At 71.1% G+C, this 18,120-nt stretch carries 19 protein-coding genes; 13 read left to right on the top strand and 6 right to left on the bottom strand.

Annotation, left to right across the window (positions count from 1 at the left end; genetic code table 11):
- Positions 1-17 precede the first annotated feature (17 nt).
- The gene (locus ACZ6SA_RS02615) at positions 18-1,316 is read right to left on the bottom strand and encodes an SGNH/GDSL hydrolase family protein (protein WP_465826253.1); all 1,299 of its coding nucleotides are present in this window, start codon (positions 1,314-1,316) and stop codon (positions 18-20) included.
- A gap of 257 nt (positions 1,317-1,573) precedes the next feature.
- Between ACZ6SA_RS02615 and ACZ6SA_RS02610 the strand changes: the two genes are divergently transcribed.
- Positions 1,574-1,705 carry a hypothetical protein gene (locus ACZ6SA_RS02610; RefSeq protein WP_465826252.1) on the top strand — a complete coding sequence of 44 codons (132 nt, stop codon included), beginning with the start codon at positions 1,574-1,576 and terminating at the stop codon, positions 1,703-1,705.
- Positions 1,706-1,958: 253 nt separating this feature from the next.
- On the opposite strand, the gene ACZ6SA_RS02605 is transcribed toward ACZ6SA_RS02610, so the two are convergent.
- The 3 genes from ACZ6SA_RS02605 to ACZ6SA_RS02595 all read right to left on the bottom strand — a co-directional run bounded on the left by ACZ6SA_RS02605 (position 1,959) and on the right by ACZ6SA_RS02595 (position 4,511).
- The gene (locus ACZ6SA_RS02605) at positions 1,959-2,141 is read right to left on the bottom strand and encodes a hypothetical protein (protein WP_443150346.1); all 183 of its coding nucleotides are present in this window, start codon (positions 2,139-2,141) and stop codon (positions 1,959-1,961) included.
- Positions 2,142-2,367: 226 nt separating this feature from the next.
- Entirely contained in the window at positions 2,368-3,111 is a 744-nt protein-coding gene (locus ACZ6SA_RS02600; RefSeq protein ID WP_347641779.1) for a GntR family transcriptional regulator, read from the bottom strand.
- An 86-nt stretch (positions 3,112-3,197) separates the two neighbouring features.
- Entirely contained in the window at positions 3,198-4,511 is a 1,314-nt protein-coding gene (locus tag ACZ6SA_RS02595; RefSeq protein ID WP_465826250.1) for an MFS transporter, read from the bottom strand.
- A gap of 89 nt (positions 4,512-4,600) precedes the next feature.
- Between ACZ6SA_RS02595 and sucC the strand changes: the two genes are divergently transcribed.
- The 6 genes from sucC to ACZ6SA_RS02565 are packed head-to-tail and all read left to right on the top strand — an operon-like array spanning position 4,601 to position 11,492.
- On the top strand, positions 4,601-5,731 hold the full coding sequence (sucC, locus tag ACZ6SA_RS02590) for an ADP-forming succinate--CoA ligase subunit beta (protein ID WP_347641781.1): 1,131 nt from the start codon (positions 4,601-4,603) through the stop codon (positions 5,729-5,731).
- A complete protein-coding gene (sucD, locus tag ACZ6SA_RS02585) occupies positions 5,731-6,615 on the top strand; it encodes a succinate--CoA ligase subunit alpha (RefSeq protein ID WP_465826248.1) in 885 nt (294 codons plus the stop codon). The genes sucC and sucD overlap by 1 nt, the downstream gene beginning before the upstream one ends.
- Positions 6,612-7,376 carry a hydroxypyruvate isomerase family protein gene (locus ACZ6SA_RS02580; RefSeq protein ID WP_465826246.1) on the top strand — a complete coding sequence of 255 codons (765 nt, stop codon included), beginning with the start codon at positions 6,612-6,614 and terminating at the stop codon, positions 7,374-7,376. Before sucD ends, ACZ6SA_RS02580 begins: the two co-directional genes overlap by 4 nt.
- Entirely contained in the window at positions 7,373-8,233 is an 861-nt protein-coding gene (locus ACZ6SA_RS02575) for an NAD(P)-dependent oxidoreductase (RefSeq protein WP_465826244.1), read from the top strand. Before ACZ6SA_RS02580 ends, ACZ6SA_RS02575 begins: the two co-directional genes overlap by 4 nt.
- Positions 8,230-9,951, top strand: coding sequence for a glyoxylate carboligase (gcl, locus tag ACZ6SA_RS02570; RefSeq protein ID WP_443150350.1), 1,722 nt, complete (start codon positions 8,230-8,232; stop codon positions 9,949-9,951). Before ACZ6SA_RS02575 ends, gcl begins: the two co-directional genes overlap by 4 nt.
- 11 nt (positions 9,952-9,962) lie before the next feature.
- The gene (locus ACZ6SA_RS02565; RefSeq protein WP_465826242.1) at positions 9,963-11,492 is read left to right on the top strand and encodes an aldehyde dehydrogenase family protein; all 1,530 of its coding nucleotides are present in this window, start codon (positions 9,963-9,965) and stop codon (positions 11,490-11,492) included.
- 46 nt (positions 11,493-11,538) lie between these two features.
- Here ACZ6SA_RS02565 and ACZ6SA_RS02560 read toward each other — a convergent pair whose 3' ends face one another.
- Positions 11,539-11,979: a DUF6703 family protein gene (locus tag ACZ6SA_RS02560; protein WP_347641787.1), complete on the bottom strand. Its 441-nt coding sequence runs from the start codon at positions 11,977-11,979 to the stop codon at positions 11,539-11,541.
- A gap of 62 nt (positions 11,980-12,041) precedes the next feature.
- Between ACZ6SA_RS02560 and ACZ6SA_RS02555 the strand changes: the two genes are divergently transcribed.
- Together ACZ6SA_RS02555 and ACZ6SA_RS02550 are read left to right on the top strand one after the other, a co-directional pair.
- Positions 12,042-12,329 (top strand): antibiotic biosynthesis monooxygenase family protein, encoded by a 288-nt coding sequence (locus ACZ6SA_RS02555; RefSeq protein WP_347620091.1) that lies wholly within the window; start codon positions 12,042-12,044, stop codon positions 12,327-12,329.
- Between the two features lie 93 nt (positions 12,330-12,422).
- Complete coding sequence (locus ACZ6SA_RS02550; RefSeq protein WP_465826239.1) at positions 12,423-13,808, top strand: glycine--tRNA ligase; 1,386 nt, start codon at positions 12,423-12,425, stop codon at positions 13,806-13,808.
- 115 nt (positions 13,809-13,923) lie between these two features.
- Here ACZ6SA_RS02550 and ACZ6SA_RS02545 read toward each other — a convergent pair whose 3' ends face one another.
- Complete coding sequence (locus ACZ6SA_RS02545) at positions 13,924-14,463, bottom strand: DUF4143 domain-containing protein (RefSeq protein ID WP_465826237.1); 540 nt, start codon at positions 14,461-14,463, stop codon at positions 13,924-13,926.
- Between the two features lie 201 nt (positions 14,464-14,664).
- Between ACZ6SA_RS02545 and ACZ6SA_RS02540 the strand changes: the two genes are divergently transcribed.
- From ACZ6SA_RS02540 to ACZ6SA_RS02525, 4 genes are read left to right on the top strand one after another with little or no spacing between them, the layout of a single operon-like run.
- Complete coding sequence (locus tag ACZ6SA_RS02540; RefSeq protein WP_347641789.1) at positions 14,665-14,811, top strand: hypothetical protein; 147 nt, start codon at positions 14,665-14,667, stop codon at positions 14,809-14,811.
- On the top strand, positions 14,808-15,818 hold the full coding sequence (locus ACZ6SA_RS02535) for an AAA family ATPase (RefSeq protein WP_465826235.1): 1,011 nt from the start codon (positions 14,808-14,810) through the stop codon (positions 15,816-15,818). The genes ACZ6SA_RS02540 and ACZ6SA_RS02535 overlap by 4 nt, the downstream gene beginning before the upstream one ends.
- Complete coding sequence (locus ACZ6SA_RS02530; RefSeq protein ID WP_347641791.1) at positions 15,815-16,789, top strand: DUF58 domain-containing protein; 975 nt, start codon at positions 15,815-15,817, stop codon at positions 16,787-16,789. Before ACZ6SA_RS02535 ends, ACZ6SA_RS02530 begins: the two co-directional genes overlap by 4 nt.
- A complete protein-coding gene (locus ACZ6SA_RS02525) occupies positions 16,786-17,727 on the top strand; it encodes a VWA domain-containing protein (RefSeq protein ID WP_465826233.1) in 942 nt (313 codons plus the stop codon). The genes ACZ6SA_RS02530 and ACZ6SA_RS02525 overlap by 4 nt, the downstream gene beginning before the upstream one ends.
- Positions 17,728-18,120 lie beyond the last annotated feature (393 nt).

Genomic DNA, 18,120 nt, shown 5'->3' with positions numbered 1-18,120 from the left:
GGGGTTCCGCCAGCCGGTCAGCCCCGGTCGTCAGCGCCTTTCGAGGGCCGCAGCACCGCGGCCACTGCCTGAGCCATGGCACGGTAGCCGGCATCGTTGGGATGCAGCTTGTCACCGCTGTCGTAGGCGGGATCGAGCAGATCCGGGTCGGACGGCGAGGCCATCGTCCGGTCGAGGTCGACCACGGCGTCGTACTCGCTGGACGTGCGGATCCACCGGTTGAGCTCGTTGCTGGCGGTCGCCGCGTGATCTCCCCAGTGATCCGAGCCCTTGAAGGGCAGCAGGGTCGCGCCGATCACCTTGATGCCCCTGGCGTGTGCCTTCTTGATGAGGCGCTGGTGTCCCGCGATCAGCTCGCGTGCCGGAATGACAGGGTTCGGCTTGTAGGTAGGCGTGTCCGACTCGCTGAAGCCGATGTCGTTGATGCCCTCCAGAATGACGACCGTGTCCACCCCAGGCTGATCGAGCACGTCACGATCGAACCGAGCCGACGATTTCTCTCCATACCAGGAGGAGTCGTTGAGCACCAGGTTTCCGCCGATGCCTGCGTTGAGTACGGGCCGCGGCTTGCCTGAGGCGTCGAAGACCTCGGCCAGTTCGTCCGAGAAGCGGTTGTTGGCGTCGTTGGTGGAGCCGAAACCATCGGTGATGGAGTCGCCGAATGTGACGACGGAGCCGCGTCCCTGCTCGCCGCCGGTCACGTCGAGTCCGGAGAGGTAGTACCACGAATGCGTGCTCTGCGTGAACGCGGACCCGGACGGATCGGTGCGGTGGTCGCCAGCGGCGCGGTAACTGGTGGCATATGCCTGGGAGTGGAAACTGGCGGGACCGGTGGTCCCCGCGAAGTACAACGTGACGGTCAGCGAATCCATGGCGCTGACGTCGAAAGGCAGCGGATCGCTGGCTGCCTGGCCGCGCGCCGGGATGGTCAGCGACGTCGATCGCCCGAACCTGAGATGCCGTACGGAGCCGGCCTTGACGGACGCGCCTTCTTCTGCTCGTGCGACGGTGGCACCGGTGACGCGCAGTGGTGAGGTGCCGTAGAGGTTCGACAGGCGGATGCGAACGCTCCTGCCGCCGGCGGTTGTTCTGACGACCTGCCGAACGCTCTGGTTGGAGAAGCCTTCCTCGGACCAGTTCGGCTCGAAGCCGATACTCGGTCGTTGCGGCGAGGCGATCCAGCCGGCGGCCCAAGCTGAGGTGGCGGCCGATGCGGGGGGTGGTGCGCTTGCGCATCCCGCGCCGGTCGACAGCACCGCTGTCGCCGCCAGCGGGACCAGCAGCCTGGTACGAGGACTTCGCTTGAAGGAGGTCATGATTATCCCATCACAGGCTAACGGTTCATTTGTTCCGTTAAGGTGAGACCAACTGTAGCAGTCTTAATGGAACGAACGGACCGTTAGCTGGGTGATGTCAGCCACGAGTGACGACGCTCGACACGGGCAGGAAGGTCCTGGCCATGGGAAACGTGCTCCGTCATCACCGTCGGCCGCTGCCGGGTGGTGTTCACGGGGACGGCGCACAGGCTTGATCTGGCCACAGGTGTGGCGTCGCCAATGATGGCGGCCTTCGCGTGATTCTGGTCGGCGAGGTTCCCGGCGGGATCGCCCTCCGGTTGGACGAGCCGGAGCGGGTGGAGACGGTGCTGGGTGGCGAGGGTGCGCGACCGGGCGCTCTGGCCGGCCGCGTCTCCCTCGTCCACTAGCGCGGCCGGCGTCGGCTATGTCCGGCGGGAGACTGGTTTCGGAACAGCCGAGACCCGTGGGTTCCCTGTGGCAGGACGCCGACGGGTCGTCTTACGTTGCTGGAGCCCGGACCTGAGGCCGAAAGCGCGCGGGGGGCGACGGCCCTGCCGGCTCAGCGGCATGTCCGCGGCGAAAGGTGCCTGCGCGTCACTTCGCCGATCTGGGTGTGGAGCTCAACCGCCCCGGCGACTCACTGACGTTCAGGCGACGCACTCAGCATCGAGGGCTCTTGCGTACGTCGTGCTCTGCGGTCCACTGGCGCAGGTAGCGCTCCGCGTCGTCGGCGGAGTAGTGCTTCCTGAGCGCCGTGCTGAGGCCGAGGCCGATCACCCGGCCATCGGCGGAATGGCCCGCGGGATCACCCAGGAGAAAGCGGATCAGCGCCTTCACGGTCATGCACCTCCCATCTCTGCTACGCATCCTCTGCCCGAGGTGTTACGCAGCATGTCGTCTTCTGTGAACGTCAGATCACCCCGCGGGCCATCCCCGCAGGTCAGCCCGCGGCGGGTCCGAGCAGGTCGTTCTGGACGCTCCGCGCGGGTCGGACCCGCGCGGGTTCTGGCGCGCGGTCAGCCCGCGCGGGCCTGCGCGCGGGTCACCCCGCGCGGATCTTCGCGCGCCGTCAGCTCGCGGCCGGCGTGCGCGGGCGCCGCCGCCGCACCGGCTTGGGCGCGGGCTCCACGGGCTCGTTCTCCCGCTGCTCCATGTAGGAGGCGCGGGTGTGCTCCGTGTGGTCACGCATGATCTTGGCGGCGCGGTCCTCGTCGCCCGCCTCGATGGCGTCGATCAGCGAGGTGTGCTCGTCCCACGAGGCCATGCCGCGCTGGCGGGCCACCGGCGTGTGATACCATCGCACGCGCCTGGCCACCTGGGCGGCCAGCTCCGCGAGGACCTTGTTGCCCGACAGATCGGTCACCAGGGCGTGCAGCTCGGAGTTGGTGGCGACGGCCGCGTCGACGTCGTCCGACTGCACCGCGGCGATGCCGCGGGAGCACAGCGCGCGCAGCCGTTTCACGCCGTCCTCGCCGGCGTGCACGGCGGCCAGCCGGGCCGACTCGGTCTCGAGCAGCGTGCGGACGGCCAGCAGTTGGTCGGCCTCCTCAAGCGTCGGGACGTGCACGAACGCCCCCTGGCCGGGATGCAGGTCGACCCAGCCCTCGCCGCTGAGCTGCTGCAGCGCCTCGCGGACCGGCTGCCGGGAGACCCCGAGCAGCTCGGCCAGCTCGCTCTCGACGAGGTGCTGGCCGGGCTTGAGCTGGCCGGAGACGATGAGCTCTTGGATAGCCTCTATCACGCTCTCCCGGAGCGTGGCGGGACGGGGAATCTTCGCGGCCGCCGTCTGACCGGCCTGATCCGACAGCAACATGGGCACGTCTCCAGGGCTGAACTAAAAGTTTTTGGTCGACTGCCTACAGCATACCGGCCAACGATTGTCCATGGTCGTGAGTCTCATCACAGCGGTATCGTCGCGGGCAGGCCGGGGATGCGCAGGCGGGGCGCGGCCAGCGCGGGCAGCGCGGCCAGGGTGGCGGCGGTCAGGAGCGCGGCGCCCGGAGCGGTCAGTGCCGCCATGGCCAGGGCCACGGCGCCGACGCCCGCCAGCGCCTTGGCGCTGTAGATGACGGCGTGGATCTCGCCGGCGCGCTCGGTGCCGAAGAACTCGCGCACCAGGCTGGCGAGCAGCGGGTAGAAGGCGCCACCGCCCAGCCCGGCCGCGATCGCGCCGAGCCAGAGCAGGCTGGCGCTGACGGTCGCCTGCGCCGGCGAGCCGCCGACGTGCGCGCCGCCGGCGGCCAGCAGCACCTGGCCGACCGCGAGCGCGCCCAGCACGGCGGCCAGCACCCGCCTGCGGCCGAACAGCTCCGAGCAGCGCATGGCCACCGACCTGCTGGCCCCGTTCAGCGCCACCATGAGGGCCACGGCGCCCCACGTCCCCGTGCCCGCGACCACGATCACGTCGAAGACCGACACGGCGCCCGCGCAGGTCAGGATCAGCGCGAGCGCGGGCAGCGTCCGCGTGCGCAGCGCCTGGGCGAGCAGGAACTGCCTGGCCGCCTCCGGGGTGACGCGCAACCGTGCCGCGTCGAGGGCGTGCGTGCGCGGGTCGACGTCGTCGGGCCACCACAGGGCCGGGGGGAGCCGCAGGTGGCGGGCGGCCGCCCCGATGACCGCCACCGCGACGGCCGCGGCGGTGATGAAGGCGGCCTGCGTGGCGCCGGGAGCGATGCCGGCCCAGAGCAGCAGGGGCACGGCCCCGTACCCGAAGGCGCCGGTGATCAGGCCGACGCGGGCGGCGGGCCGTTCCGGGAACCAGGAGGAGACGACCTCGCCGCAGACGCCGTAGACCAGGCCCGCGCCCAGCCCGCCGAGCAGTCCGTAGCCGGTGAGAGCGGCCAGGGTCACGGAGCCCGGGGCGCCGCCCGCGAGCGCGGCGGCGGCGCCTTCGGCCGGCGGCGCCGCGACCGTGAGGGCCGCCGCGACGAGGCCGAGCCCGCTCAGCGCGGCTCCGAGCGCCAGGCTCGCGCGTACGCTGAGGCGCCCGCGCCGCACCAGGTGAAGGGCGGGCAGCGCGCCCGCCGCCTGGCAGGCGATCCAGACGGCCAGCAGGGTCAGCTCCTTCTGGGCGAGCAGCGCGGCGTAGCCGTACTGCAGCGGGCTGATCGCGGCCATGGCGGCCCAGGACAGCCAGAACATGCGCTTGCGGTCGGCGGGGACGGGCCCGGGAAGGTACGAGCGGCCACGCCAGTCTCGAACTGCATTCTCCATACTGTATGGAATATCCAGTCGACGGAGCCCTGTCGAGACCCTAGACGAGGGATATTCCATACGGTATACCGTCTACAAAGGAGGCTCGAATGGACCTGTACGAATACCAGGCGAAGGAGCTCTTCGGGCGTCACGGGATCCCGGTCCCCGCCGGCAGGGTCGCCACCACCCCCGCGCAGGCCGGCGCGATCGCGGCCGAGCTGAACGCGCCCGTTGTCATCAAGGCCCAGGTCAAGACCGGCGGACGCGGCAAGGCGGGCGGCATCAGGACCGCGGCGGGGCCGGTCACCGCGGAAGTGGAGGCCGACCGCGTCCTCGGCATGGACATCAAGGGGCACGTCGCGCGAAGCGTGCTGGTCGAGACCGCGACCGTGCCGTTCGAGGAGTACTACGCGGCCTTCCTGGTCGACCGGGCCGAGGGCGGGTTCCTGGCCATGGTGTCGAGCCAGGGCGGCATGGAAATCGAAGAGCTCGCCGCCACCGACCCCGACGCGCTGGTGAAGCTCCCCGTCGACCCGGTGTCCGGAGTGGACGCCGAGACCGCGCGGGCGCTCGCCGCCAAGGCGGGCCTGCCCGAGCAGGCGGCCGAGACGCTGGAGAAGCTGTGGCGGGTGCTGGTCGCGGAGGACGCCCTGCTGGTCGAGGTGAACCCGCTGATCTGCACCACCGACCAGCGGATCGTGGCGCTCGACGGCAAGGTGACCCTGGACGACAACTCCGCCTTCCGGCACTCCTGGGAGCAGGAGGAACACGCGGACGGCCTGGAGGCCCGCGCCCGGGCCAAGGGACTGAACTACGTCAAGCTCGACGGCGAGGTCGGCGTGATCGGCAACGGCGCCGGCCTGGTCATGAGCACGCTCGACGTGGTCGCCGGAGCGGGAGCCGCCCCCGCCAACTTCCTGGACATCGGCGGCGGCGCGTCCGCCAAGGTCATGGCCGACGGGCTGGAGATCATCCTCGACGACCCCGGCGTGCGCTCGGTGCTGGTCAACGTCTTCGGCGGCATCACCGCCTGCGACGCGGTGGCGAACGGCATCGTCACCGCACTCGAACTTCTCGGCGAACGCGGCCACGGCAGGCCCATCGTCGTACGGCTGGACGGCAACAACGCCGAGGTGGGCCGGCGCATCCTGAGCGACGCCAGGCACCCGGCCGTCCGCCAGGTCTCGACCATGGACGGCGCCGCCGAGACGGCGGCCAGACTCGCGGCAGGTGCATGATGGCGATCTTTCTGACCAAGGACAGCCGGGTGCTCGTGCAGGGCATGACGGGCGCCGAGGGCAGCAGGCACACGGCCCGCATGCTCGCCGCGGGCACCGACATCGTGGCCGGGGTGACACCCGGCAAGGGCGGGCGCTCGGTGGACTTCGGCGAGCGGACGGTGCCCGTGTTCGGCTCCGTGGGCGAGGCGATGGCCGAGACGGGGGCCGACGTCTCCGTCGTCTTCGTGCCGCCCCGGTTCACCCGCTCGGCCGTGGAGGAGGCCGTCGAGGCGGGCATCCCGCTCTGCGTGGTCATCACCGAGGGCGTCCCCGTGCACGACGCCGTACGCTTCCGCGCGCTGGCGAGCGGCCGCACCAGGATCATCGGGCCCAACTGCCCCGGCCTGATCAGCCCCGGCCAGTCCTCCGCCGGCATCATCCCCGCCGACATCACCTCCGCCGGGCGCATCGGGCTGGTCTCCAAGTCGGGCACGCTGACGTACCAGCTGATGTACGAGCTGCGCGACCTCGGCTTCTCCACCGCTGTCGGCATCGGCGGCGACCCGGTCATCGGCACCACCCACATCGACTGCCTCCAGGCGTTCGAGGAGGACCCGGGCACCGACGCCATCGTCATGATCGGCGAGATCGGCGGCGACGCCGAGGAGCGGGCCGCCGCCTACATCGCCGCGAACGTCACCAAACCCGTGGTCGCCTACGTCGCCGGCTTCACCGCGCCGGAGGGCAAGACCATGGGGCACGCGGGCGCGATCGTGTCCGGCTCGTCCGGCACGGCCCAGGCCAAGAAGGAGGCCCTGGAGGCCGTCGGCGTCCGCGTCGGCCGCACCCCCTCGGAGACGGCCCGCCTCTTCCGCGCCACGCGCGAGGGAGGGTCTTCGTGAGATTCACCGTCAACCTGTCCATCCTGTTCACGGACCTGCCGCTGCTGGAGCGTCCGGCCGCGGCGGCCAAGGCGGGGTTCGACGCCGTGGAGATGTGGTGGCCGTTCGACGGCCCCGACCCCGCGGGCGCGGAACTGGCGGCGCTGCGGCAGGCCGTCGAGGACGCGGGGGTGCGCCTCACGGGGCTCAACTTCGACGCCGGGAACATGGCGGCGGGCGATCGCGGCCTGCTGGCCAGGCCCGGCGACTCGGCGAGGTTCCAGGCGAACGTCGACGTCACGGTCCGGCTGGCGGGCGAGCTGGGCTGCGGGGTGCTCAACGCCCTGTACGGCAACGGCCCCGGCACCGACAGGGACCTGGCCGTGGCGAACCTGAGGGGGGCCGCGGACGCGGCGGCGGACATCGGCGCGACCGTGGTCGTCGAAGCCCTCAACTCCCACGAGAACCCGAACTATCCGATCACGTCGTCGCAGGCGGCGTTCGAGCTGATCGACGAGGTCGGCAGGGACAACGTGGCCTTCCTGGCCGACCTCTACCACCTGCACCGGATGGGCGAGGACGTGCTCGCGCTCATCGACGGGCACGCGGAACGCTTCGGCCACGTGCAGATCGCCGACGACCCAGGAAGGGGACGTCCGGGCAGCGGGCGCATGCCGTACCGGGAGATCTTCGCGCGGCTGGAGGCCGCCGGCTACCGCGGCCACGTCGGCCTGGAGTACCGGCACGAAGGGCCGGGCGCATTCGACTGGAGGCGCACATGAACATCGGCTTCATCGGCTTGGGGATCATGGGCAGCCCCATGGCCGCCAACCTCGTCAAGGCCGGGCACGCCGTGAGCGGGTACGACATCAGCGCCGAGCGGGTCGAGCAGCTCGCCGGGCTGGGCGGCAAGGGCGCCACCGGCGTGGTCGACGCGGTCGCCGGCGCGGACGTCGTGATCACCATGCTGCCCGACTCGCCGCAGGTGGAGGAGGTCGCGCCGCTGGTCGTCGAGTACGGCAAGCCGAACCTGCTCTACGTCGACATGAGCACCATCAAGCCGGAGACCTCCCGCCGGGTGGCGCGCCAGGCGGCGGCCGCCGGGGTACGGGCGCTGGACGCCCCGGTCAGCGGCGGCGAGCGCGGCGCGATCGACGGCACCCTGTCGATCATGGTGGGCGGCGACGCCGAGGACGTCGCGGCGGCCGGGCCGGTGCTGGGCAGCCTCGGCACGACCGTGGTGCACGTCGGCCCCGCGGGCGCGGGCCAGACCGTCAAGGCGGCCAACCAGCTCGTCGTCGGCGGCGTGTACGGGCTCGTGTCGGAGGCCATCGTGCTGCTGGAGGCCTCGGGCGTCGACCCGGCCGCCGGCCTGGACGTGCTCGCGGCCGGCCTGGCGGGCTCCAGGATCCTCGAGCTCAAGCGCCACACCATGGTCAGGCGGGAGTTCGCCCCGGGGTTCCGCATCGACCTGCACCACAAGGACATGGGCATCGCCGTCGCCGCGGCCCGCGAGGCCGGGGTCAGCCTGCCGCTCACCGGGCAGGTCGCCCAGCTCATGGCGGCGGCCAGGGCGCAGGGCCACGGCTCGCTCGACCACTCCGCCCTGCTCAAAGTGATCGAAAGGCTGAACGGATGAATCGAATTCCGTGCATGGAGGCCGTGGTCGCGGTGCTGGAGTCGGAGGGCGTGGACACCGTCTTCGGCATCCCCGGCGCGGCCATCCTGCCGCTCTACGCGGCGCTCCAGAACAGCTCGATCCGGCACATCACGGTACGCCACGAGGAGGGCGGCACCCACGCGGCCGACGGCTGGGCCAGGGTGACGGGGAACGCCGGCGTCTGCATCGGCACGTCCGGCCCCGCCGGCACCAACATGATCACCGGTCTCTACACGGCGATGGCCGACTCGATCCCGATGATCTGCGTCACCGGCCAGGCCGCCACGTCGAAGCTGCACCAGGAGGCGTTCCAGGCGGTCGACATCGTGGAGATCGCCCGTCCGGTGACCAAGTGGGCGGTGCAGCTCAAGGAGCCCGCACAGGCGCCGTGGGTGTTCCGCGAGGCGTTCAGGATCGCCAGGTCGGGCCGGCCGGGGCCGGTGCTCATCGACCTGCCGATCGACGTCCAGCGCGGCACCTGCCTGTACGACCGCGACGTGGACGCGCCGCTGCCCGTCGAGGCCCCGCGCCCGCTGCCGAAGGCCGTGCGCAAGGCCATGGACCTCCTGGCGGAGGCCAGGCGACCCGTCATCCTGGCCGGCGGCGGCGTGATCATCGCCGACGCCTGCGGCGAGCTGCGCGCGCTGGCCGAGCACCTCCAGGTGCCGGTGCAGGTGACGCTCATGGGCAAGGGCGCCTTCCCCGAGGACCACCCGCTGTTCGCCGGGATGCCGGGCATCCAGACGCAGACGCGGTGGGGCAACGCCGCGTTCCTGGACAGCGACCTGGTGCTGGCCGTCGGCGCCCGCTTCGGCGACCGGCACACCGGCGACCTCGACGTCTACCGCCGGGGACGCAAGTTCGTGCACGTCGACATCGAGCCCATGCAGATCGGCCGGGTCTTCGAGCCCGACCTGGGGATCGTCGGCCACGCCAAGCCGGTGCTCGCCGACCTGCTGGCAGAGGCGCGCGGGCGGAGCGGGCCGAAGGAGCCGGGCAAGTGGGTGCGCAAGGTGTCCGACCTGCGCCGTACGATGACCCGCCGCGACGACTTCGACGACGTGCCGATCAAGCCGCCCAGGGTGTTCAAGGAGATCAACGAGTATTTCGGCAGGGACACCACGTTCGTCACCGCCATCGGGCTCTACCAGATCTGGTCGGGCCAGTTCCAGACGACCTACCTGCCGCGGCGCTACCTGGTCTGCGGGCAGGCGGGGCCGCTGGGCTGGGAGGTGCCCGCGGCCATGGGCGTCAAGTGCGCGCATCCCGAGCGGCAGGTGGTGGCCGTGGTCGGCGACTACTCCTTCCAGTTCCTGATGGAGGAGGTCGCGGTCGCCGCCCAGTACCGCATCCCGTTCGTCATCGTGATGATCAACAACGAGTACCTCGGGCTCATCCGGCAGGCGGAGATCCCGTACGACATGAACTTCGCCGTGGACCTGCACTACGGGGAAGGCGGTATCGACCATGTCAAGGCCATGGAGGCGTTCGGCTGCCCGGCGCGCCGCGTGGAGCTGCCGGGTGACCTGCCCGGCGCGCTGGCGTGGGCGTCGGCCGAGTCGGCGCGCGAGCGGCTGCCGGTGCTGGTGGAGGTGATGGTCGAACGCGAGGCCAACGCCGCCATGGGTCCCTCGCTCGACGCGGTCAAGGAGTTCGAGCCGCTGCCCGAGCTCATCACCGCCGACTGGTCCGACTGAGAGGAGCGCTCATGCAGCTCAAACCGGGTACGGCCTGGCGGGACGCCTACGACCGATGCCACACGGCGGCTCCCGAGGCCTTCCACGACGACCGCGTGCTGAACCACTGGGGTGGCATGTGGCGCCGCGACGGGCGCCCCGTGCCGGGGTTCTCGCCGCTGGACGGCACGGCCATCGCCGGGCTGCCCCGGCTCGACCGGGCCGGGGCCGCGCGGGCGGTGGCCGGCGCCGTCGAGGAGCACAACCGGTGGCGGTACCTGCCGATGGCCGAGCGCAAGGCGATGGTCGCGGCGGCCGTGGAGTCCATGGCCGCCCACCGCGACCTGCTGGCCCTGCTGCTGGTCTGGGAGATCGGCAAGCCGTGGAAGACGGCCTGCGCCGACGTGGACCGCTGTCTGGACGGCGTGCGCTGGTATCTCGACGAGATCGACCGCATGGTGGCGGGACGCACGCCGCTGCCGGGACCGGTCAGCAACATCGCGAGCTGGAACTATCCGTTGAGCGTGCTCATGCACGCCATGCTCGTGCAGGCGCTGGCCGGCAACGCGGTGATCGCCAAGACGCCCACGGACGGCGGGCTGTGCTGCCTCACGCTGGCCTGCGCGCTGGCCGTGCGGGAAGGGCTGCCGTTCACGCTGGTCAGCGGGGGAGGGGCCGAGCTGTCGCCCGTGCTGGTGGCGGGGCGCGCGCTGGGCTGCGTGTCGTTCGTGGGCGGCAGGGACGCGGGCGCCAAGGTGGCGACCTCGCTGGCCGACCTCGGGCGCCGGCACGTGCTGGAGCAAGAAGGGCTGAACTGCTGGGGCGTGTGGGAGTACGGCGACTGGGACCTGCTCACGAGGCAGATCCGGGCGTCGTTCGACTACGGCAAGCAGCGGTGCACGGCCTATCCGCGGTTCGTGGTGCAGCGGTCGGCGTTCCACGAGTTCCTGGGCGCTTACGTGTCCGCTGTGGGGTCGCTGCGCTTCGGCCACCCGCTCGCGGTCGCCGAGCCGGACGACCCGCTGCCGGAGCTGGCCTTCGGCCCGCTGATCAACGCCTCGAAGGCCAAGGAGCTGGCCGACCAGGTGGACGAGGCCGTGGCGCGGGGCGGCGTGCCGATCCATCGTGCGGCCATCGAGTCCGGACACTTCCTCCCGGGGCAGGATATTTCCGCCTACTTTGCTCCGACCGCGGTCCTCAACCCGCCCCCCTCCTCACCCCTGCACCACGCCGAGCCGTTCGGCCCCGTCGACACGATCGTCCTGGTGGACACGGAGGCCGAGCTGCTGGCCGCCATGAACGCCAGCAACGGCGCGCTCGTCGCCACCCTTTCCTGCGACGACGAGGAGACCTTCCACCGCCTCGCCCCCGAGGTGCGGGCGTTCAAGGTGGGCCACAACAAACCGCGCTCGCGCGGCGACCGCGAGGAGCTGTTCGGCGGGCTCGGCGCGTCGTGGCGCGGCGCGTTCGTCGGCGGCGACCTGCTGGTGCGCGCCGCCACGAGCGGCCCCGACAACGAACGCCTGCCGGGCAACTTCCCGCACTACACGCTGCTGCCCTGAGGCGATCCCTCACGAAGGCCACCCAGCAGGCGCCTCAGCGGGTCACTCAGAAGGCGCCGAAGCGGGTCGCCGCGAGCAGGACGAGAAACGTCAGCATGGCGACCCGCAGCAGCTTCCCGCCGGCCCCCAGAGAAGGCCACGACAGATAGGCCAGCCACCCGATGAACGCGATCACGGGCAGGACGGCGACGCCGCCCAGCGGATTGGCCACGGCGAACCCGGCCAGCAGCAGGACCACCAGCACCACCGGCGCCACCCACCGGGGCACCTGCGTGAACAGGAACGTCATCGGCACGGCGCTGCGCTGCTCGACGGACTTGCGCAGGCCGGTCGCGCCCGGCGTGAAGAACTGCTCGCCCTGCGGGAGCGGGCGCTTGCCGCTGCGCCGGTCCCGGGGCCGGTCGCCGGGCCGGTCGTTGCGCCGGTCGCCGCGCTTGCTGCCGGGCTTGCTGTCGTGCCTGCCGCCGGGCTTGCTGTCAGGGGCCACGGGAAGAGCCTACGCGTGTCGCGCGGGCGCGGTGTTCCTGAAGGGGCCTCTAGGCTGGTCGCGTGCTCGCCGTGATCCGATACTCCGTTCCAGAGTCCCAGTCACAAGACTTCGTCAAACAGGGCCACGCCATCCTCGACCTGCTCGCCACCCAGCCGGGCTATCAGCGCGGCCGGCTGGCCCGCTCGGTCGACGAGCCCAACCTGTGGGCCCTGGTCAGCGAGTGGGAGGGCGCCGGTTTCTACCGCAGAGCGCTCTCCGCCGCCCGGATGGCGATGTATCCACTGATGATTCTCATGGTCAACGAACCCAGCGCATATGAGGACGTCCACGTCCGGGACGGTGCGTAACAATACTCGCGCGCGAGAGCGTTCGAGAGTCCCCTAAGCTGGGATCTCACCAATTTCACTCGCCGACCTCCAGCCGGAAAGAGATTCATCGACATGGCACGACGCACCGACGTCATGGACACCATCGTCAGCCTCGCCAAGCGCCGCGGGCTCGTCTACCCGTCGAGCGAGATCTACGGCGGACTGCGCGCGTCGTGGGACTACGGTCCACTGGGCGTCGAGCTGAAGAACAACGTCAAGCGGCAGTGGTGGCTGTCGATGGTCCAGTCGCGCGACGACGTGGTGGGCCTCGACTCCTGCGTCATCCTGGCGCCCGAGGTGTGGCGGGCCAGCGGCCACGTCGACACCTTCACCGACCCGCTGACGGAGTGCCTGTCCTGCCACAAGCGTTTCAGGGCCGACCACCTCGTCGAGGCATATGAGGAGAAGAACGGCAAGGCGCCCGAGGGCGGTCTGGCCGACATCACCTGCCCCAACTGCGGCAACAAGGGCACCTTCACCGAGCCCCGGCAGTTCAGCGGCCTGCTCAAGACCTACCTCGGTCCGGTCGAGGACGAGTCGGGCCTGGCCTGGCTGCGCCCCGAGACCGCGCAGGGCATCTTCATCAACTACCTCAACGTGCAGCAGTCGGCGCGCAAGAAGATCCCGTTCGGCATCGGCCAGATCGGCAAGTCGTTCCGCAACGAGATCACGCCGGGCAACTTCATCTTCCGCACCCGCGAGTTCGAGCAGATGGAGATGGAGTTCTTCGTCAAGCCCGGCACCGACGAGGAGTGGCACCAATACTGGATCGACGAGCGCTTCCGGTGGTATTCCGACCTCGGCATCAACAAGGACAACCTGCGCCTCTACGAGCACCCGCAGGAGAAGTTGTCCCACTACGCCAAGCGCACCGTCGACGTCGAATACCGCTTCAACTTCGTCGGCTCCGAGTGGGGTGAGCTCGAGGGCATCGCCAACCGCACCGACTTCGACCTCACCGCCCACGGCAAGGCGTCCGGCGCCGACCTCAGCTTCTTCGAGCAGGACAGCGGGGAGCGCTACGTCCCCTACGTCATCGAGCCGGCCGCCGGTGTCGACCGCGCCACGCTGACGTTCCTGATCGACGCCTACACCGAGGACGAAGCGCCCAACGCCAAGGGCGTCATGGAGAAGCGCACGGTCATGCGGCTCGACCACCGGCTCGCCCCGGTCAAGGCCGCGGTGCTGCCGCTCTCGCGCAACGCCGACCTGTCGCCGAAGGCGCGCGACCTGGCCGCGCAGCTGCGCCGCCGGTGGAACGTCGAGTTCGACGACGCGGGCGCGATCGGCCGCCGCTACCGCCGCCAGGACGAGATCGGCACGCCGTTCTGCATCACCGTCGACTTCGACACCCTCGAGGACAACGCGGTGACGATCCGCGAGCGTGACTCCATGGCCCAGGAGCGCATCTCCATCGACGGCGTCGACGCCTACCTGCGCCAGCACCTCAACGACTGATCTCGCCGCTTCCGTCAGGGCCGCCCGCCGCCGTCCGGTGGGCGGCCCTCGGCGTTCCCGCACGAGTGGTCCAACGGTTGGTGGGCGCGGCATTTGCTGATCTTTGGATGGGCGCCTACCACGAGGTCGGCAACGGGGTCCACAGCCGATCGGCGGGCATCACGAAGAGCCTGTCGTCGTGTCTGAAGGACTGCCGGCCGGGATTGATCAGGACCCCTCCTACGAAGGTGGCGCCAAGCCGGTCTCTGAGCAGGCGGAGACCGCGGAAGTCGGCTTCTTCGACCGAAGATTTCGCCTTGACTTCGACACCGATGACCTCGCCTTCACCTGACTCGATGACCAGGTCCACCTCTCGCTGGTCACGGGTGCGGAAGTGGTTGAACTCCACCACCGACTCGGCCCAGCCCGCTTGCTTGAGCAACTCGTTGACCACGAAGGTCTCCACCACCTTGCCGAACCCGGTCAGCGTGGCCGGGTCGCGTCTGTTCAACTTGCGCTGGCTGATGCCGAGCAGATGTGCGGCCAGCCCGCTGTCAACCAGGTGAATCTTTGGTGATCTGCCTGCTTTGCTGCTCAGGGTGCGACCGTAGGAGTCGAGCCGATGTGCCAGGAAAACCGACTCCAGCATCTCCAGCACGTCCCGGTCGATCACCATGTCCGCGAAATCCCTGAACCGTGTCAGCAGTGTCCCTGGAGGCTTCGGTTGGATCGCGGTGTCTGTGTCGCGTCGAGGAGGCGGGGCGGAGACACTGGAGACCGAAAAATCGTATAAAGATGGGAGTTACGCGGGCTTTCGCGATTGCCTGATGACATGCCCTCTAAGCCGATAAAGGCCATACGAGGGACGAGGGTCATCATGCGTACATCACGTTTCGCTCTTGTGCTGCTCGCCGCGGGCGCGGCGCTCATGACGGGGAGCGCCGCGTTCGCCGAACCTGAGCCGACCGCGCTGGAGCTGCGGCTGGTCGTGGACGACTGCCCCGACAAGGTCGTGCAGCCATGACCGACCCGGCGCTGCTCGAACGGGCGCTGTTCGAGGTCAAGCGGGTGATCGTCGGCCAGGACCACATGGTCGAGCGGTTGATCGTGGCGGTCGTCGCCAAGGGGCACTGCCTGCTCGAAGGCGTGCCGGGCATCGCCAAGACGCTGGCCGCCGAGACCACGGCGAGCGTGGTCGGGGGGACGTTCGCCCGCATCCAGTTCACGCCGGACCTGGTGCCGTCCGACATCATCGGCACGCGGATCTACCGGCCGTCGACCGAGTCGTTCGACATCGAGCTCGGTCCCGTCATGGTCAACCTGCTGCTCGCCGACGAGATCAACCGGGCGCCCGCCAAGGTGCAGTCGGCCCTGCTGGAGATCATGGCCGAGCGGCAGGTCAGCATCGGCGGCGTCACCCACGAGGTGCCCAGGCCGTTCCTGGTGCTGGCCACCCAGAACCCCATCGAGTCCGAAGGCGTCTACCACCTGCCCGAGGCGCAGCGCGACCGCTTCCTCATGAAGATCGACGTGGGCTATCCCAGCGAATCGGAGGAGCTGGCGATCGCCTACCGCATGAGCGTGGACCCGCCCGCGCCGCACGCCGTCCTCGACCCGGCCCAGGTCCTCGCGCTCCAGCGGCGGGCCGAGGAGGTCTTCGTGCACCACGCCGTCGCCGAGTACGCCGTCCGCCTCGTCTACGCCACCCGCGACCCCGACCGGTACGGGGTGCAGGACGTGCGGCGGCTGCTGGCGTTCGGGGCCAGCCCCAGGGCCACGCTCGGCCTGCTGTCGGCCGCCCGGGCGCTGGCGCTCCTGCGCGGGCGCGACTACGTGCTGCCGGAGGACGTACGCGACCTGGCGCACGACGTGATGGCGCACCGGCTGGTGCTCTCCTTCGACGCGCTGGCCGACGGGGTCGCGCCCCGGCAGATCGTGGACCGGGTGCTGGCCGCCGTGCCGCTGCCCCTCATCGCGCCCCAACAGGAGGCGATGCAGCAGGAAACGGTGCGACAGGACGCGGTGGCATGAAGCCGTACCTGATCGCGGAGCCCGCGCTGCGCAGGCTCGAGCTGACGATCACCAGGAGGCTGGATGGACTGCTCCAGGGCGAACACCTCGGGCTGGTGCCAGGTCCCGGGAGCGAGCCCGCGGAGTCGCGGCCGTACCAGCCGGGGGACGACGTGCGGCGGATGGACTGGAACGTCACCGCCCGCACGAACGAGCCCCACGTGCGGGATCTGGTCGCCGACCGCGAGCTGGAGATCTGGGCCCTGCTCGACGCCACCGCGAGCATGGACTTCGGGACCGCCGCGCTGGAGAAGCGGGAGCTCGCCCTGGCCGCGCTGGCGGCGGTCGGCTTCCTCACGCAGCGGACCGGCAACCGGATCGGCGCCCACCTGCTGCACGGCGGCGGCGTCAGGACGCTGCCCGCCAGGACGGGCAGGCCGCACCTGATGGCGCTGCTGCAGGCGGCGTTCGCGCTGCCGCGGACCCCGCCCGGCGTGGCCGAGCCGTTGCTCGGCGTGGCGGCCGAACAGCTCAGCCGGGCCGTACGGCGGCGCGGTCTCGTCGTGGTCGTGTCCGACTACCTGGACGAGCCGCAGACCTGGGAGCCGCCGCTGCGCAGGCTGGCCGCCCGGCACCAGGTGCTGGCCGTGGAGGTGGTCGACCCGCGCGAGCTGACGCTGCCGGACGTGGGGCTCCTCACGCTGATCGACCCGGAGACGGGGCGGCGGCGGGAGGTCGCCACCGGCAACGCCCGGCTGCGCCGCCGGTACGCGGAGGCGGCTGCCGGGCAGCGCGACGCCATCACGCGGGCGCTGCGCCGGGCCGGCGCGACCCACCTGCGGCTGCGTACGGACCGGGACTGGGTGCGGGACCTGGTCCAGCACGTCGTACGGCAGCGCCGCCTGGCGGCCCTGGCCCCGAGCCCGATGTTGCCCGTCCGGGGAGCCGTCCGGGGTGGCGGCACGCCTGGCACAGGAGGTGATGTGGCGTGAGCCTGATCTCGCCCGTCTGGTTGCTGCTGCTCGTCCCCGTGGCGCTGCTCGCCGTCGCCTACGTGCTCGTGTCGCTGCGCCGCAGCGCGTACGCCGTCCGGTTCACCAACCTCGACCTGCTCGACAAGGTGGCTCCGAGGAGCCCCGGGTGGCGCAGGCACCTGCCGGCGGCGGCGCTGCTGCTCATGTTCGCGCTGGTGGTCGTGGGCTTCGCCAGGCCGACGGCCGAGGTGCGGGTGCCGAGGGAACGGGCCACGATCATGGTGGCGTTCGACGTGTCGGCGTCCATGAGCGCCACCGACGTCAGCCCCGACCGGTTCTCCGCGGCCCGGCAGGCGGCCAGGCAGTTCGTGGAAGGGCTGCCCGAGCGGTTCAACCTGGGCCTGGTGTCGTTCTCGTCGTCGGCTTCCGTGGCGGTGCCGCCGACCACGGACCGGCAGGCGGTGCTGAACGCGCTCGGCCGGCTGAGCACGGCGTCGGGCACCGCCATCGGCGAGGCTGTCTACTCCTCGCTGGAGGCCATCGCCTCGCTCGACTCGGAGGAGGAAGCGCCGCCCGCGCACATCGTGCTGCTGTCGGACGGCTCCAACACGACCGGCCGCACGCTGAACGACGCGGCGGCCGAGGCGTCCTCGAAGGGCGTCCCGGTCACCACCATCGCCTACGGCACCGCGGGCGGCACCATCAGCCTCTCCGGCCAGGAGGTCCCGGTGCCGGTGGACGGTCCCGCGCTGCGCGGGCTGGCCGAGGCGGCGGGAGGCGGGTTCTACGAGGCGGCCAGCGGCAGCGAACTGCAGGCGGTCTACGAGGACATCGGCACGTCGGTCGGCTACCGCACCGAGCAGCAGGAGGTATGGCAGTGGTTCGTGGCGGCGGGACTGATCTGCGGGCTGATCGCGGCGGTGACGTCGATGATGTGGTTCTCGAGGCTGCCGTGAGAGGCATGGGCCGGCCGAGCGGGCCGGATTTCCGTACGGTGCCGCCCGGTGCCCGCCGCGACCCCGCCCAGGGGCCGCCTCCCGTGCCCGGGGCGGTGCCGCCGCCCATGCTCGCCCTCCCACCTCCGGCGCAGCCGCCGCCCGTACCGGGACCGCCGTCCCCCGCGCCATCGCCGCCCGCGCAGGGTTCGCGGCCCGCGCGGGCGGCGGTGCGGAGAGGACGCCTGCTGGTGGTCGCCGCGCTCGTCGCGGCGGTCGCCGGCGGGGCGGCGGGAGCGGGGGGGGGGGGGGGGGGGGGGGGGGGAGAGGGCGTCCCCCCCCCCCCCCCCCCAGGGGCGGCAAAAACGAGTGCTGGGGGGGAAACCACTGGGGCCGAGAAAAACACCCAACACC

It is taken from the genome of Nonomuraea sp. NPDC049378 (assembly GCF_055586745.1).
Note: the sequence above shows the minus strand (reverse complement) of the source record. Positions and strands in the feature narration are given on the sequence as shown.